Below are 15,760 nucleotides of genomic sequence, written 5' to 3' on the forward strand. Positions count from 1 at the left end.
CGACGTCAGGGGCCGCGCGGCTCCTCCTCCTCGTCGATCACCGGCAGGGCCTCCACGCCCTTGCGGGCCGCGCGCCCGGCCTGCGGCAGCAGCGGGAGCTCCGCGCCCCGGTGGGGGAACGCCACGTAGGCCAGCACGGCGGCAGCCACCAGCAGGGTGAGCACCATGACGACGATGACGGTCAGCATGCGAGTTGCTCCTGTGGTTCGACTCCGAGACCCCCCACCTTCGCACCCTAACGCCGCCGGCTGGGGACCTCGGCGTGTTGCCTACGCCACTCGGGCCGAGGGCAGGCCCCGTCAGCGGGTGGCGGAACCGGGACGCAGGAGCGGCAGCACGGCCTCCCGGATCACGCCGGGGATCGGCACCACCGGCCGGTCCCCCGCCCCCCGGGTGTTGTCGACGTAGACGTGCACGAACCGCCCCTCGGCGGCCGCCTCCTCGCCCTCCCCCTGGAAGAGGCCGATGCGGTAGACCACCGAGGAGCTGCCGACCCGGTCGACGACCAGACCGGTCTCGATCGGTGCCGGGAAGCCGAGCTCGCGGAAGTAGCGGCAGCCGGTCTCGGCCACGATGCCGATCTGGGGCAGCGCCCGCACGTCGAGCCCGGTGGCCTCGAAGAGGTGGGCGTTGACCGCGGTGTCGAAGATCTCGTAGTACGTCGCGTTGTTGAGGTGCCCGTAGGCGTCGTCGTCGCGCCAGCGGGTGGTCACCGTGCGCCAGGCGACGTAGTCGGCGCGGGTGGGCCGGGGGGCGCTCATGCCGACTCGCTCTCGCGCAGTCGCTGGCTGATCACGGTCGAGACCCCGTCACCGCGCATGGTCACCCCGTAGAGGGCGTCGCCGACCTCCATCGTGCGCTTCTGGTGGGTGATCACCAGGAGCTGGGAGTTCTCGCGCAGCTCCTCGTAGATCTCCAGGAGCCGGCCCAGGTTGGTGTCGTCGAGGGCAGCCTCGACCTCGTCGAGGATGTAGAACGGCGACGGCCGGGCCTTGAAGAGGGCCACCAGGAACGCCACGGCCACCAGCGAGCGCTCACCCCCGGAGAGCAGGGAGAGCCGCTTGACCTTCTTGCCCGGCGGTCTCGCCTCCACCTCGATGCCGGTGGTGAGCATGTTCGACGGGTCGGTGAGGACCAGCCTGCCCTCGCCCCCGGGGAAGAGCCGGGCGAAGGTCGAGTCGAAGGCCTTCTCCACGTCGGCGTAGGCCTCGGTGAAGACCTGCTCGACCCGCTGGTCGACCTCGTGGACGATGTCGAGCAGGTCCTTGCGGGTCCGCTTCAGGTCCTCGAGCTGCTCGGTGAGGAACCGGTGCCGCTCCTCCATCGCGGAGAACTCCTCGAGGGCCAGCGGGTTGACCCGCCCGAGCATGCTGAGCTGGCGCTCCGCGGCCCGCAGCCGCTTGAGCTGCTCCTCCCGGACGAAGGGCACCGGCTCGGGCGCCTCCTCCCCCTCCGGCACCTCGGCGACGGACGGCACCGCGTTGTGCGGGCCGTACTCCGCGACCAGGGCGTCCGGGGCGAGGCCCAGCTCCTCCAGCGCCCGCTCCTCCAGCTGCTCGATCCGCATCCGCTGCTGGGCCCGGGCCATCTCGTCGCGGTGCACCGAGGAGACCAGCTCGTCGTGCTCGCGCCCCAGGTCGCGCATCCGGGCGCGGACGGTCAGCAGCTCCTGCTCGCGGCCGTGCCGGGACCGCTCGACCTCGCCCCGCTCGTGCGCCGCCCGGTTGACCGCGCCCTCCAGGGCGTGCAGCACCACGGCGACGGCCGCCCCCACCGCCTCGGCAGCCCGACCTTCGCGCAGCAGGCGCTCGCGCCGGGCCTGTGCCCGCGCCCGGGACTCGCGCTCGCTCGCCGCGGCCCGCAGCAGGGAGTCGGCCCGCCCGTGGATCGCGCGGGCCCGCTCCTCGGCGGTGCGCAGGCCCAGGCGGGCGTCCATCTCCTCCTGGCGGGCGGCCCGGGCCGCCTCCTTGAGCTTCTCGCGCCGGGCGGTGTCCGGCTCCTCCTCGGGAGCCTGCTGCGCCTGGTCCCAGCGGGCCTGCAGGTCGGCCAGGCCGGCCAGGTCCTTCTCCCTGGCCTGGGTGGCGGTGGCGATCGCGCGCTCGAGCCGCTCGGCCTCCCCGCGCGCGGCCCGTGCCTGGGAGCCGTACTGGCCGAGCTCCTCGGCCACGGCCGCCAGCGTGGCGTCGGACTCGTGCAGCCGCGCCAGCGCGACGTCCACGCGCTTGAGCGCCTCGAGCCGCTCGCCCTCCAGCCCCGAGATCTCGAACCCCAGCCGCTCGCAGGCCGCGGTGGCCCGCGCCAGCTGGTCGACCGCCTCGTCGTGCGCCGCCTGCACCTCGAGCAGGCTGGGCTGGCTGGTGGAGCCGCCCACCGCGAGGTGGGCACCCAGGACGTCGCCCTCCCGGGTCACCGCGGTCGCGGCACCGTGGGTCAGCAGCTCCCGGGCGGCGTCGAGGTCGTCGACCACCACCACCTGCGAGAGCAGGGTGGCGACGGCAGGAGCCAGGTCGGCCGGGCACTGGACCACGTCGAGGGCGTACGTCGCCGAGGCCGGCAGCCGGGGGCGCGCCTCCTCGCGCGCCGGCCCACCGGCCACCACCATCCCGGCTCGTCCCAGGTCGTGCTGCTTGAGGTGCCGGACGGCGTCGAGCGCGGCGTCGATCCCGGTGACCGCGACCGCGTCCGCCGCGGCGCCCAGGGCGGCCGCGACGGCCGCCTCGTACCCGGGGCTGACCTGCAGCAGCGCCGCCACCGTGCCCAGCACCCCCGACACCTCGTCGGAGGCCGCCAGGAGCGCACCCGCGCCGTCCTTGCGGTTGAGCCCGATCTCCAGGGCGTCCTTGCGGGCCAGCAGCCCCGCCCGCTCCCGGTCGGAGGCCTGCAGGGCCTCGCGCGCCCGGGAGAGTCGCTCGTCCACCTCGTCGAGCAGGTCGACGGCCGCCTCGTGCTCGGCGTCGAGCCCCTCCTCACCGGCATCGAGCCCGGCCACCTTCGTCTCCAGGGCGGTGTAGTCGTGCTGCGCGCGCTCGACCCGGGCCAGCGCCTCCTGACGCGCGGACTCCAGCCGTCCGAGCTCCTCGTCGGCCGCGGCCGCCCGCGACTTCAGCGCGTTGACCTGGCCCTGCAGCCGCGCCAGGCCCTCGCGACGGTCGGCGGCCGCGCGGACCAGCCCGGCGATGCGCCGTTCCTCCTCGGCCGCGGCGTCCTCGGCCTCGCGGCGGGCCTGCACGGCCCGCTCCAGCGCGGCCCGCAGCTCCTCGACCTCGGCCGCGGTGCGCTGCTCCTTGATCCGCACCTGCTCCGCCTGCGCCTCGAGCTCGTCGGGGTCGCGGCCGCCCTCGTGGGTCTCGTCGGAGGAGCCCCGGGCGTTGCGCACCCGCTCGGCGGCCAGCGACTGGGTGCCGCGCAGCCGCTCGCGCAGACCGGAGAGCGCGAACCACGACTCCTGGGCCGCGGCCAGGGCGGGAAGGTCCTCGCGGAGGGCGGCCTCGAGGCGCGCCTCTGCCTCGCGGGCGGCGGCGAGCTCGGCCTCCACCGCCTCGCGCCGTTCCACCAGCACCGACTCGTCGGCCAGCTCCTGCTGGAGCGCCTCGCGGGCGGTGACCAGGTCGTCGGCCGCGATCCGCGCCCGGGCGTCGCGCACCTCGGCCTGGACGGTGGCGGCCTTCCGGGCCACCTCGGCCTGGCGTCCGAGCGGCTTGAGCTGGCGTCGCAGCTCCGCGAGCAGGTCGTTGAGCCTGGTCAGGTTGCCGTCGGTGGAGTCGAGCTTGCGGAGCGCCTTCTCCTTGCGCTTGCGGTGCTTGAGGACGCCCGCGGCCTCCTCGATGAAGCCGCGCCGGTCCTCCGGGGTCGCGTGCAGGATCGAGTCGAGCTGGCCCTGGCCGACGATCACGTGCATCTCGCGGCCGATGCCGGAGTCGGACAGCAGGTCCTGGACGTCGAGGAGGCGGCACGAGCTGCCGTTGATCGCGTACTCCGAGCCGCCGTTGCGGAACATCGTGCGGCTGATCGTCACCTCGGCGTAGTCGATGGGCAGCGCGCCGTCGGAGTTGTCGATGGTCAGGGCGACCTCGGCCCGGCCCAGCGGGGGGCGCCCGGAGGTGCCGGCGAAGATCACGTCCTCCATCTTGCCGCCGCGCAGCGACTTGGCCCCCTGCTCGCCCATCACCCAGGCGAGGGCGTCGACCACGTTGGACTTCCCGGACCCGTTCGGGCCGACGATGCAGGTGATGCCTGGCTCGAGCTGGAGCGTCGTGGCCGACGCGAAGGACTTGAAGCCCTTCAGGGTCAGGCTCTTCAGGTACACCCAGGACTCCTCATCGCGGTTGCGTGGCCGCGGGTCACACTACCTCCGCAGGAGGCTCGGCAGGGCGCTCCGCGCGCGCCGGCTCGAGGGGGGCGCGGTCGGCCACCGCGATGTGGCCCAGCTGGCGCCACACCAGGGCCAGCGTGAGGGCGGAGCCGACGAAGGCGAACCAGAAGGGGGCCGCGAGCCCCCACTGCTCGGCGATCACCCCGCCGAGCAGCTGCCCGAGCACCATGCCCCCGAAGACAGCCACCAGGTAGACCGACCCCACCCGGCCCTGGAGCTCGGTCGGCACGGCCCGCTGACGGACCGAGACCGAGACGTTGTACCAGACGAACGAGTAGGCCCCGAACCCCAGCATGATGAGCAGGGCGAGCCACCCCGTCGTGGTGAGCGCAAGCCCCAGGTGCATCGCGACCTCGAGCAGCAGGCAGCCGCGCATCAGGGCCGCCGGGGTGGTGCGGCGCTCGAGCCACCCGAAGGTCACCGTCCCGACCAGCCCGCCGACCGCCGCAGCGGTGGTGAGCAGGCCGAAGCCCACCTCGCCCATCCCCACCCGGTCGATCGACCACAGCACGAGCACCGACCAGGCAGCGCCCCAGGTCACGTTGAACGCGCAGATCACCAGGGCCAGGGTCCGCATCGCACGATGGCCGCGGATCCAGCGCATCCCCTCCACGATGTCGTGGCGCACCCGGGTCCCGCTCACCTGCCGCACCGCCCCACGCGCCGCCGCGATCCGGGAGACCAGCACGGCGCCCAGGAGGACGGTGGTCGCCTGGACCATGAACGGCCACGCCATCCCGGTGGCGAAGAGGAAGGCGCCGACGGGAGGTCCCGTCAGCTGGTTGCCGACCAGGTAGCCGGCCTGGAGGCGGGAGTTCGCCACCCCGAGGTCCGCCTTGGCGACCACCATCGGGGTCAGGGTGGAGGTGGCGGAGTCGGAGAAGACCTCGGCGACACCGAGGGCGAACATGGTCGCCAGCACCAGCGCGATCCCCACCCGGTCGGTGGTGACCGCCGCGCAGAGGACGACCAGGACGCCCGCCCTGGCCAGGTTGGCGACCACCACCACCCGACGCCGGTCGAGACGGTCGGCCACCGCGCCGGCGAAGAGGCCGAGGAGCAGCCAGGGCACCCGCTGCAGAGCGGCGGCCAGCGCCACGAGGCGCGCGTCGTCGGTCTGCGAGGCGACGAGCAGCGGACCCGCGGCCAGCGCGATGCCGTCGCCGATGTTGGTCGTCCAGACCGACGTCAGCAGGCGCCGGTAGTCGACTCCCAGCCGGGAGGGCGAGATCGTCTCACCGAGCCGGGAGCGCCGCCCGTTCAGGCGGGCAGCATCTCCTGGAGCGACTGGTCGTCCAGGAGGGCCGCGGCCTGCAGGTCGGTGAGGCGGTCGTTCTCGTGCTGCAGCTGCCGCACGAGCGACTCCAGGTCGGCGACCCGCGCGCGCAGCCGAGCGTTCTCCGAGGAGAGCTGGGCGCTGCCGCGCTGGTCGACGACGAGATGTCCGAGGAGCGCCTTGGCCATCGTCAGCCTTTCGAGGTCAGAAGAACGGTGAAAGGGTCTTGTACAGCCCTTGTCAAGAGTCCCACCGGGCGACGCCCGGGTCAACTCCACGTCACGCGGAAGTTACCGAGCGGTACGTCGGCGTGGCACGGGCTGGCAGACCGGGCAGAAGTAGGAGGAGCGGTTCATGAACGCGACCCGCCGGATAGGGGCACCACACCGCTCACAGGGTTCCCCCTCCCGGCCGTAGGCGTGCAGGCTCCGGTCGAAGTAGCCGGACTCCCCGTTGACGTTGACGTAGAGCGCGTCGAAGGAGGTCCCACCCTGGGCCAGGGCCGCCTCCATCACCTCGCGAGCGTGACCGAGCAGCTCGACCACCTGTCTGCGCAGGAGCCGGTCGCCGGGCCGCTCCCCGTTGACCCGGGCCCGCCACAGCGCCTCGTCGGCGTAGATGTTCCCGATCCCCGAGACGGTTCCCTGGTCGAGCAGCTGTCGCTTGACGGCGGCGGGCCGCTGCCCGATCCGGCGGGCCACCGTCGCGAGGTCGAAGTCGGGGTCGAGGGGGTCGCGCCCGATGTGTGCGATCTCGGCGGGCAGGACGGCCCCGCCGGGCGAGAGCATCAGGCCCCCGAAGATCCGCTGGTCGACGAACCTGAGCTCGAGGTCGTCACCCAGGGTGAAGCGCACCCGCAGGTGGCGCTCGGCCGGCGCGTCGGGGGCCTGCACCAGCATCTGGCCACTCATGCCCAGGTGGCCGAGGAGGGCGTCGCCGTCGTCGAAGGCGAGCCAGAAGTACTTGCCGCGGCGGCGGACGCCGGCGACGGTCCGCCCGGTGACGGCCGCCGTGAAGCCCTCGGGACCGAGCCGGTCGCGGCGGACCGACCGCGGGTGGAGGACCTCCACGGCCCGCACCGTGCGGCCGGTGACGTGGCGCTCGAGGCCCCGCCGGACGACCTCGACCTCGGGAAGCTCCGGCACCGCTCAGGACCCGCTCGGGATCCCGTCGACCCGACGAGCCTCCACGATCTCGCCGTAGGCGGTCTGGGCGGCCGCCTGCTCGGCCTCCTTCTTCGACCGGCCGGCGCCGTGCCCGTAGAGGGTGTCGCCGACGCGGACCTGCGCGGTGAAGGTCTTGGCGTGGTCCGGGCCGTCGTCCTGGATCACGTAGTCGGGCACGCCGAGCTGGTGCTCGGCCGCCAGCTCCTGCAGGGAGGTCTTCCAGTCGAGGCCGGCCCCCATGGCGGCGGCGGCCTCCATCAGCGGGTCGAAGAGCCGGTGGATGACCTCGGCGGCCTCCCCCAGCCCTCCGGAGAGGTGGATGGCGCCGATCACCGCCTCGACGGTGTCGGAGAGGATCGAGGCCTTCTCCCGGCCGCCCGTGGTCTCCTCGCCCCGCCCGAGCTTGATGTGCTCGCCCAGGCCGATGGTGCGTGCCACGTCGGCGAGCGCTCGCGCGTTGACCACCGCCGCCCTCAGCTTGGCCAGGCGGCCCTCGGAGAGGTCGGGGTGGGTGCGGTAGAGGGTCTCGGTGACCACGACGCCGAGCACCGAGTCGCCCAGGAACTCCAGGCGCTCGTTGGTCGGCAGGCCGCCGTTCTCGTAGGCGTAGGAGCGGTGCGTCAGCGCACGGTCCAGCAGCTCGGGATCCAGGATCGGATCACCGAGTGCTGTCCGTAGCTGCTCGGTGCTCAGCTGCCGGGCCTGGGTCAGAGGACCTGGCGGCGGGCGGCGCGGGCGCCGTACTGGCCGCACTCGCCGCAGGCGCGGTGCGGCAGGTGCTTGGCGTCGCAGGCCGGGTTGGCGCAGGTCACCAGCGTCGGCGCGACGGCCTTCCACTGCGAGCGACGGTGGCGCGTGTTGCTGCGCGACATCTTCCGCTTGGGGACAGCCACTGTGATCTCCTTGTGCCAGGGCCTGACGGCCTCGTGCTCTCGTCCGGTCGGGGTCCCGACCTTCTCAGTCCTCATCCTGCTTCAGGGCCGCGAGGCCCGCCCAACGCGGGTCCACCGCTTCCTCGTGCCCGTGGTCCGGGTCGTCCGCGAGCCGTGCACCGCACTCGACGCACAACCCGGGACAGTCGTCCTGGCACAGCGGCTGGAACGGCAGTGCGAGCACCACCGCGTCCCGCAGCAGGGGCTCGAGGTCGAGCAGGTCGCCCTCGAGCTTGCTGGCCTCGTCGTCCAGCTCCTCGTCGGAGTGGTCGTGCCGGACGTCGTCGTAGACGTACAGCTCCTGGAAGTTGACCGCGACCTCGTCGTCGATCGGCTCCAGGCACCGCACGCATTCGCCTTCCAGAGCGGCTCGCGCCACTCCGGTGACCAGCACTCCCTCCATGACCGCCTCGAGGCGCAGGTCGAGCTCGACCGGCGACCCCTCGGGGACACGAAGGACTTCGATGCCAAGCTCTGCCGGTGCCGGCACCGAACGGACCACCTCACGCTGGGACCCCGGGCGGCGGCCGAGCTCGCGAGTGTCGAGCACGAGCGGCGCTCTCGGGTCCAAGCTGTTCAGTGGTCCACTTTCAGTGCTGGGGCAAGGCAGAACTTGGTGAGTCTAACCGGCCGCCCGGGCAGGCGGCAAAACGGGTCAGGAGGCACCGGAGGCCCGCTCCGCGAGCCGTGCCGTCAACCGCTTCAGCACGAAGGCGGGCACCAGGCCGGAGACGTCGCCGCCGAGGGCCGCCACCTCCTTGACCAGGCTCGAGGCCAGGTAGGAGTACTGGGGGCTGGTGGTGACGAACACGGTCTCGACCGGGGCCAGGCCGGCGTTCATCTGCGCCATCTGCAGCTCGTAGTCGAAGTCGCTGGCGCCACGCAGCCCCTTGACGATCGCCACTGCGTCCTGCGCGGTGCAGAACTCGGTGAGCAGGCCGGTGAAGCCGGCCACCCGCACGTTGCCGAACCCCGCGCAGGCCTCGGTCAGCATCTCCATCCGCTCCTCGGCGGTGAAGAGCCTGTTCTTGGAGGCGTTGACCCCCACCGCGACGACCACCTCGTCGAAGAGCCGCGAGGCCCGTCCGACGACATCGAGGTGTCCGTGGTGGACCGGGTCGAACGACCCCGGACAGACGGCGCGGCGCACTAGCTCTCCTCCTGCTGACCCTGGTCGGCCCCGGAACCGGGTCCGACGGCGTGACCGTACCAAAGCACCGTCTCGCCGTAGCGACGCTGCCGCTCGCCCTCCAGACCGGGGGGCCACCGGAGCGCGGGCCCCCGCGCGGAGCGCTCCACCACGACCAGGGCTTCCTCGGCGAGCCAGCCACCCGCGACGAGCAGCTCGAGGTCCTCCTCCACCCGGGCCGGCTCCAGGGGGTAGGGCGGGTCGCTGAAGACCACGTCGTAGGGCGCCGCGGGGGCCCGGCGCAGGGCGGTGCTCACCGTGGCGGCCACGACCTCCACCGCCCGCTCCCCCGCTCCGGCCCCGATGGTGCGGGCGTTGGCGCTCACCAGCGCGGCGGTACGCCGGTCGTGCTCCACCAGTGTCACCGCCTCGGCCCCGCGCGACCAGGCCTCCAGCCCCACCGCACCGGAGCCGGCGTACAGGTCGAGCACCCGCAGCCCCTGCCACGAGCCGCACCACGCCTCGAGGGCGGAGAACAGCGCCTCCCGGACGCGGTCGCTGGTGGGCCGGGTGGCATCCCCGGCGGGGGTTGCGAGGCGGCGTCCCTTCGCGGCCCCGGCGATGATCCTGGTCATGCCTTCTCCATGAAGTCGGACTTGGTCGACTCCTCCATCTCGCGGACCGCGCGCGCCAGCAGCGGGGCACCGAGGAGCTCGGGGTCGTCGCCCAGCAGCAGCTCCGCCGCCTCCCGCGCGGCCACGATCGTCTTCTCGTCCCGGAGCACACGCAGGTTCTCCAGGCTCGAGCGGAAGCCGCTCTGGTTCTTGCCGAGCACGTCGCCCTCGCGGCGCTGCTCGAGATCGATGCGGCTGAGCTCGAAGCCGTCCGTGGTCGCCGCCACCGCGTCCAGCCGGCCGCGCGCCTCGGTGCCGGCCTCGGCCGCCGAGACCAGGAGGCAGAGCCCGGGCAGCCCGCCACGACCCACGCGACCGCGCAGCTGGTGGAGCTGGGAGACGCCGAACCGTTCCGCGTCGAGCAGCACCATGGTGGTCGCGTTGGCCACGTCCACGCCCACCTCGATCACGGTGGTGGAGACCAGGACGTCCACCTCCCCCGCGGCGAAGGAGCGCATCGTGGCCTCCTTCTCCTCGGCCGGCATCCGGCCGTGCAGCCGGGCCACCCGGACGTGGGCCAGGGGGCCGGCCGCCAGCTGCTCGGCGACCTCCTCGACCGCCGCCAGCGGCTTGCGGGGCGTCGTGTCCCGCCCGTCCTCGTCGACCTCGCGCTGGTCGGTCTCACCCTGCTCCGGCTCGTCGCCGCTGATCCGCGGACAGACCACGTAGACCTGGTGCCCCTTGGCGACCTCCTCCGCGACCCGCTGCCAGACACGGTCCATCCAGTGCGGCTGGTCCGCCAACGGCACCACGTTGGTCTGGATGGGGGCCCGCCCGGCCGGGAGCTCGCGCAGCACCGAGGTCTCCAGGTCGCCGAAGACGGTCATCGCGACGGTCCGCGGGATCGGCGTGGCCGTCATCACCAGCACGTGCGGAGGGGTGCGCGCCTTGTCGGTGAGCGCCGCCCGCTGCTCCACCCCGAACCGGTGCTGCTCGTCGACCACCACCAGGCCGAGGTCGGCGAAGGAGACCCGCTCCTCCAGCAGCGCGTGGGTGCCGATCACCAGCCCGGCCTCGCCGCTGGCGATCCGGAGCATCGCCTCGGCCCGCTGTGCCTTGGGCATGGATCCGGTGAGCAGGGCCACCCCGGTGGCCTCCTCGGCGCCACCCAGCATCCCTCCCGCGGCCAGGTCGCCCATCATCGCCACGATGCTGCGGTGGTGCTGCTGGGCGAGCACCTCGGTCGGGGCGAGCAGGGCGGCCTGGCCCCCGGAGTCGACGACGCGCAGCATCGCGCGCAGCGCCACCAGGGTCTTGCCCGAGCCGACCTCGCCCTGGAGCAGCCGGTTCATCGGGTGCGGGCGCGCGAGCTCCTCGGCGAGGAGGTCGCCGATCTCGCGCTGGCCGGCGGTCAGCTCGAACGGCAGGCGGGCGTCGAAGGCGGCCAGGAGCCGCCCCTCGCCGCCGTCGCGGGCCTGCGCCCCGCGGGCGCGCAGGGCTGCCCGGCGGCGGGCCAGCACCAGCTGCAGCACCAGCGCCTCCTGGAACCGGAAGCGCTTGCGCGCGGCGCCCAGCTGGCGCTGGTCGTCGGGTCCGTGGATCCAGCGCAGCGCCGTCATCACGTCCAGCAGGCCGTGCCGCTCGAGGAGGAAGGGAGGCAGCACCTCCTCCACGCCGGTGACCAGCTCGAGGGCGACCTGGACGATCTTCTGCAGGTCCCACGAGTAGAGCCCGGCGGTCACCGGGTAGATCGGGAGCAGCCCCTTGAGACTCGCCGCCAGCGCCGCGTCGACGGCCGTCGGGTCGTCGTCCTCACCGGGGGCCTCCCCCGCGGAGGTGAACATCACCGAGTGCGGTGAGGCGAGCTGCCAGGTGCGGTTGAAGAGCTGCACCTTCCCGGTGAACATGCCCCGGGACCCGGGAGCCATCCGCCGGCACTCGCTCTCGGCCATGCCCTTGTGCGGCATGAAGAACGTCAACGTGAACTCAGGCCCCGCGGTCTCGACGCGCACCTCGAGGCGGTGGCTGAGCCGGTTGGTCCGCCGGTTCGTGAACGACTTCACCTGGCTGCTGCGGACCCGGCCCACCACGCTGAGCATCTCGCCCTCACGCGGCCGGGCGACCTCGGTGAGCTCGGTGGTGGCGACGTAGCGACGGGGGAAGTACCAGAGCAGGTCGCCCACGCTCCGCAGCCCGAGGCCCTCCTCGACCGCCTTCCGCTTCTTGACCGCCCTGCCGAAGACGCTCGCCACGGGCGAGTCGGGAGTGATCGCGACCATCGCGCTACTCCACCGAGATCAGGAGGGGGTACCGCTCCTGACCGCCTTCGTAGACCACCACGTCGACGTGCGGGTGCTGGGCCTCGACGCGCTCGGCGCTCCGCGCCGCCAGCTCCGGGGAGCCCGGATCCGCCCCGGCGACGATGGTGACCAGCTCGCCACCGGCGCCCAGCAGCCGGTCGAGCACCCCGGCCGCGACCTCGTCGAGGTCGTTGCCGACGACGGCGAAGTCGCCCTCGATCACTCCCAGCACGTCACCGGGCTCGCACGGGCCGGCCATCGTCATCGCCTGCTTGGCGGCCACGGTGACGGCCCCGTGACGGGCGTGCCGCGCGGTGGCCGTCATCTCCAGCACGTCCTGGTCGAAGGAGCGGCCGGGCTCGTGCACCGCGAGGGCGGCGAGCCCCTGCACCTGGGCGTGGGTGGGGATGACCGCCACCCGCACCTGTCCCGACTCCTCGGCGGTCCGGGCCGCGATCTCCGCCACCCGCACCGAGTCGGGGTCGTTGGGCAGCACCACGACCTCCGCGGCCCCGCACTCCTCGATCGCCTCCAGGACGAGCCCGGTCGAGGGGCGCCGCCCGGGACCGGCCGGGACCACGACCGCCCCGGCCTCCTCGAAGAGCTTGCGGAGCCCGGCGCCCGCCGCCACCGCGACGATGCGGCGCCCCTGGCGCGAGCCCGACCCCGTCTCCACCCGGGCCGCCTGCTGCGCGATCTGCTCGGCGAAGTGGGTCACCCGGATCCGGTAGGGACGACCCGCGACCATCCCCGCCTCGATCGCGGCCCCGACGTCGTCGACGTGCACGTGGACGTTCCACAGCCCCTCTCCCCCGACCACCACCAGGGAGTCGCCCAGTCGGCCGAGCTCGGCGCGCAGCGCCACGACGTCGTGCTCGGACGCCTCCAGGAGGTACATCACCTCGTAGGCGGGGCCCTCGGCCGTGAGGTCGCCGGCGGGCAGCCGTACCGGGATCCGGGGCACCCGTGCACGCGCCTGCGCCGGCACCCGCCCGGTGAGGACGCGCTCGGCGGCGTCGAGGACGACGCAGAGCCCGCGCCCGCCCGCGTCGACGACGCCGGCGTCGGCCAGCACCTGGAGCTGCTCGGGGGTGCGGGCGAGCGCCTCGCGTGCCGCGGCGGCCGCGGCGGCGAAGACCTGGCTGGCGCGCAGCGTGCCGTCGGTGTCCGCCGCGACGAGCTGCTGGGCGGCGTCGCTGGCCGCCCGTGCCACGGTGAGGATGGTCCCCTCGACCGGCTCGCCGACGGCGTCGTAGCTGGCGTCGGTGGCCACCCGCAGCGCGTCCGCCATCACCCGGGCGTAGGGCTCCTCCGGGTCGGCCTGCTCGATCCGGGAGGCGACCGCGCCCAGCATCTGGCTCAGGATGACCCCCGAGTTCCCCCGGGCCCCCAGCAACGCGGCCCGGCGCAGCACCGCCAGGCACTCCGGCACGCCGCCGCCGCTGCCGGCCCGCTCCCGGATGGCGTCACGGGCAGCGGAGAAGGTGAGGAACATGTTGGTCCCGGTGTCGCCGTCCGGCACGGGATAGACGTTGAGCGCGTCGATCTCCTCCCGGGCGGCGCTGAGGGCGTCGGTGCCGATGTCGACGAACCGCAAGATGGTGTCCAGCGCGATGCCGTGGGGAACCTGCTCCATGCCCCGTCCCTCTCTGGTGACCGTCGGCAGGCTGACGCCGCCCGAGCTGCGCCCACAGGCTAGTGGGCCGCGGGCCCGGGACGCAGAAGACCCCGCGAGCGTGCTGCTCGCGGGGCCGACTGGAACGCTGTCAGGTCAGCGGGAGACCTTGCCGGCCTTCAGGCAACCCGTGCAGACGTTGAGACGCTTGGGGGTGCCCTTCACCGTGGCGCGGACGCGCTGGATGTTGGGGTTGAAGCGGCGCTTCGTGATCTTGCGCGACCACGGACGGTTGTTGCCGAAGCCCGGCTTCTTGGCGCAGATGTCGCAGACGGCAGCCACCGTGCACTCCGATCAGTTCGTTTGGTTGAGTCGACATGCCCGTCGTGACCAGGACGAACCGGTCGACGAGCAACCGCACAAGAGTATCCGACCATCCCCCGGCCGGAGAAATCGAGCCCGGGACGGCGCCCGGTCAGAAGTGCACCCAGCCCGCATCGCCCTCGTAGGCCTCGCCGTCGACGGTGACCCCCTCGCCCTCGAGGACCGAGCCCACCACCTGCCAGCCGGTGGGCACCGAGGCCTCGTCGGGGAAGGCGGCGAGCAGGGGGTGGTCGTCTCCCCCGCCGAGGATGAAGGCCATCGGGTCGGCCCCCAGCGCCGACCCGACCGCACGGAGCGGCTCCGGCACGGCGAAGGCCTCCCGGCGCAGGTCGAGGCGCACCCTCGAGGCGCCGGCCAGGTGCCCGGCGTCGGCGACGAGGCCGTCGGAGACGTCGATCATCGCCGTGGCGCCGGCCGCGGCGGCCTCCGGCCCGGCGTCGTACGGCGGCTCCGGGCGCCGGTAGGCCTCCACCAGGACCCGGGGCGAGCGGAACCCGCGACCCAGCACCGCCAGCCCGGCGGCGGCCCAGCCCTGACGGCCGCGCAGCGCCAGCACCTCCCCGGGGAGCGCACCGGAGCGCAGCACGGGGGCCTGGGCGCAGGCGCCGATGACGGTGACCGAGACCACGATCTGCTCGGCCCGGGTCAGGTCCCCGCCGACCACGCTGGCCCCGACCCCTGCGCACTCGGCGGCGAACCCCCGGGCGAAGTCCAGCGCCCAGGCGGCCGGCAGGTCGGCCGGCGCCGCGAGTCCGATGGTCAGGGAGTGGGCCCGCCCACCCATGGCGTTGACGTCGGACAGGTTCTGCGCGGCGGCCCGGCGGCCCACGTCCTCGGCCTCGGCCCAGTCGCGACGGAAGTGGCGGCCCTCGACCACGAGGTCGGTGGAGACCACCACGTGACCCTGGCGGATGCGCAGGACCGCGGCGTCGTCGCCCGGGCCGACCAGCACGTGGTCACCCTGCTCGAAGAGGGAGACGAGCTCGGCGACGAGGCCGAACTCGCCGACGTCCGCCAGGGTCGCGTCCGGGGGAAGAGGCATGGAGCCATCCCACCAGATCGCGGCGGGATCGACCCGCATCGCCCGACCTACCGGCGTGGCCGGGCAGACCTGTAGGTTGACGCAGGACAACGCCCACGAGACCGAACCGAGGAGCCCTGATGGTCGTCCAGGCCTACATCCTGATCCAGACCGACGTCGGCAAGGCTGCCGAGGTCGCCGCAGCGATCGCGCAGGTCAACGGCGTCACGCTCGCCGAGGACGTCACCGGCCCCTACGACGTGATCGTGCGCGCCGAGGCCCGCAACGTCGACGAGCTCGGCAAGCTGGTCGTCTCCAAGGTGCAGAGCCTCGAGGGCATCACCCGCACCCTCACCTGCCCGGTCGTGCACATCTGAGGGCAGCGCCCCACGTGCCGACCGCGACTCCACGACGCCCCGGGTCCCCAGGACCGCGGGGCGTCGTCGTGCCCCGACCCGGAGCCGCCCGGTCCAGGCGGCTCACCCCCGTCCTCGCCCTCCTGGCCCCCGTGGCGCTCCTGGCGGCCTGCGGCAGCGCCGTCGAGGTCGAGACGCCCGCGCTCCCGGCCGACGACGCAGCCCGGTGCCAGGCCCTGCTGGAGCACCTGCCCGACCGGCTCTTCGGCCAGGAGCGGCGCGAGGTGGAGCCGGACGACGCCCCGGCCGCCGCCTGGGGGGACCCGCCCGTCGTGCTCCTGTGCGGCGCCGAGGAGCCGGAGGAGTACGACCAGTTCGCCTCCTGCAACCCCATCGGCGGCACCGGCTGGTTCATGCCGGACTCGCAGCTGCGCGACCGCAGCGGACCGGTCGAGATCACCGCGATGAGCCACAGCCCCCGGGTGCGGCTCGTGGTGCCGCCCGAGCTGCGCGACAGCGGGGCCGACTCGGCGCTGGCGACCCTGGGGCCGCTCGTGGCCGAGCACCTGGTCGAGACCCTGCCCTGCCACTGAGC

General features: G+C 73.7%; 17 protein-coding genes. 2 read left to right on the forward strand and 15 right to left on the reverse strand.

Annotated features, from left to right (window positions below; all coding sequences use genetic code 11):
• Positions 1 to 5: 5 nt before the first annotated feature.
• From AC4BGE_RS01440 to AC4BGE_RS01510, 15 genes are all read right to left on the reverse strand, one after another.
• Positions 6 to 188 carry a hypothetical protein gene (locus tag AC4BGE_RS01440; protein WP_490569857.1) on the reverse strand — a complete coding sequence of 61 codons (183 nt, stop codon included), beginning with the start codon at positions 186 to 188 and terminating at the stop codon, positions 6 to 8.
• A gap of 111 nt (positions 189 to 299) precedes the next feature.
• Complete coding sequence (locus tag AC4BGE_RS01445; protein ID WP_490569856.1) at positions 300 to 761, reverse strand: acyl-CoA thioesterase; 462 nt, start codon at positions 759 to 761, stop codon at positions 300 to 302.
• A complete protein-coding gene (gene smc, locus AC4BGE_RS01450; RefSeq protein WP_490574126.1) occupies positions 758 to 4,306 on the reverse strand; it encodes a chromosome segregation protein SMC in 3,549 nt (1,182 codons plus the stop codon). Before smc ends, AC4BGE_RS01445 begins: the two co-directional genes overlap by 4 nt.
• A gap of 34 nt (positions 4,307 to 4,340) precedes the next feature.
• Complete coding sequence (locus AC4BGE_RS01455) at positions 4,341 to 5,636, reverse strand: MFS transporter (protein ID WP_490574521.1); 1,296 nt, start codon at positions 5,634 to 5,636, stop codon at positions 4,341 to 4,343.
• The gene (locus tag AC4BGE_RS01460) at positions 5,633 to 5,836 is read right to left on the reverse strand and encodes a hypothetical protein (protein ID WP_490574127.1); all 204 of its coding nucleotides are present in this window, start codon (positions 5,834 to 5,836) and stop codon (positions 5,633 to 5,635) included. Before AC4BGE_RS01460 ends, AC4BGE_RS01455 begins: the two co-directional genes overlap by 4 nt.
• Positions 5,837 to 5,938: 102 nt before the next feature.
• On the reverse strand, positions 5,939 to 6,793 hold the full coding sequence (mutM, locus tag AC4BGE_RS01465) for a bifunctional DNA-formamidopyrimidine glycosylase/DNA-(apurinic or apyrimidinic site) lyase (protein ID WP_490574128.1): 855 nt from the start codon (positions 6,791 to 6,793) through the stop codon (positions 5,939 to 5,941).
• Positions 6,794 to 6,796: 3 nt separating this feature from the next.
• Positions 6,797 to 7,567: a ribonuclease III gene (gene rnc, locus AC4BGE_RS01470; RefSeq protein WP_490569852.1), complete on the reverse strand. Its 771-nt coding sequence runs from the start codon at positions 7,565 to 7,567 to the stop codon at positions 6,797 to 6,799.
• Positions 7,522 to 7,707: a 50S ribosomal protein L32 gene (gene rpmF / locus AC4BGE_RS01475; RefSeq protein ID WP_489966863.1), complete on the reverse strand. Its 186-nt coding sequence runs from the start codon at positions 7,705 to 7,707 to the stop codon at positions 7,522 to 7,524. The genes rnc and rpmF overlap by 46 nt, the downstream gene beginning before the upstream one ends.
• A 64-nt stretch (positions 7,708 to 7,771) precedes the next feature.
• Entirely contained in the window at positions 7,772 to 8,296 is a 525-nt protein-coding gene (locus AC4BGE_RS01480) for a YceD family protein (RefSeq protein WP_490569851.1), read from the reverse strand.
• Positions 8,297 to 8,401: 105 nt separating this feature from the next.
• Positions 8,402 to 8,896: a pantetheine-phosphate adenylyltransferase gene (gene coaD, locus AC4BGE_RS01485; protein WP_490569850.1), complete on the reverse strand. Its 495-nt coding sequence runs from the start codon at positions 8,894 to 8,896 to the stop codon at positions 8,402 to 8,404.
• Positions 8,896 to 9,510, reverse strand: coding sequence for a 16S rRNA (guanine(966)-N(2))-methyltransferase RsmD (gene rsmD / locus AC4BGE_RS01490; RefSeq protein ID WP_490569849.1), 615 nt, complete (start codon positions 9,508 to 9,510; stop codon positions 8,896 to 8,898). The genes coaD and rsmD overlap by 1 nt, the downstream gene beginning before the upstream one ends.
• The gene (locus AC4BGE_RS01495; RefSeq protein WP_490574129.1) at positions 9,507 to 11,768 is read right to left on the reverse strand and encodes an ATP-dependent DNA helicase RecG; all 2,262 of its coding nucleotides are present in this window, start codon (positions 11,766 to 11,768) and stop codon (positions 9,507 to 9,509) included. The genes rsmD and AC4BGE_RS01495 overlap by 4 nt, the downstream gene beginning before the upstream one ends.
• 4 nt (positions 11,769 to 11,772) lie before the next feature.
• Complete coding sequence (locus AC4BGE_RS01500; protein WP_490574130.1) at positions 11,773 to 13,425, reverse strand: DAK2 domain-containing protein; 1,653 nt, start codon at positions 13,423 to 13,425, stop codon at positions 11,773 to 11,775.
• Between the two features lie 135 nt (positions 13,426 to 13,560).
• Positions 13,561 to 13,746, reverse strand: coding sequence for a 50S ribosomal protein L28 (gene rpmB / locus AC4BGE_RS01505; RefSeq protein WP_490574131.1), 186 nt, complete (start codon positions 13,744 to 13,746; stop codon positions 13,561 to 13,563).
• Between the two features lie 133 nt (positions 13,747 to 13,879).
• The gene (locus tag AC4BGE_RS01510; protein ID WP_490574132.1) at positions 13,880 to 14,830 is read right to left on the reverse strand and encodes a thiamine-phosphate kinase; all 951 of its coding nucleotides are present in this window, start codon (positions 14,828 to 14,830) and stop codon (positions 13,880 to 13,882) included.
• 119 nt (positions 14,831 to 14,949) lie between these two features.
• Here AC4BGE_RS01510 and AC4BGE_RS01515 point away from each other — a divergent pair, with 119 nt between their 5' ends.
• Together AC4BGE_RS01515 and AC4BGE_RS01520 are read left to right on the forward strand one after the other, a co-directional pair.
• Entirely contained in the window at positions 14,950 to 15,186 is a 237-nt protein-coding gene (locus AC4BGE_RS01515) for an Lrp/AsnC ligand binding domain-containing protein (protein WP_490569844.1), read from the forward strand.
• A 68-nt stretch (positions 15,187 to 15,254) separates the two neighbouring features.
• Positions 15,255 to 15,758 (forward strand): DUF3515 domain-containing protein, encoded by a 504-nt coding sequence (locus AC4BGE_RS01520; protein ID WP_490574133.1) that lies wholly within the window; start codon positions 15,255 to 15,257, stop codon positions 15,756 to 15,758.
• Positions 15,759 to 15,760 lie beyond the last annotated feature (2 nt).

The organism is Nocardioides sp. Z50_6 (genome assembly GCF_058215755.1).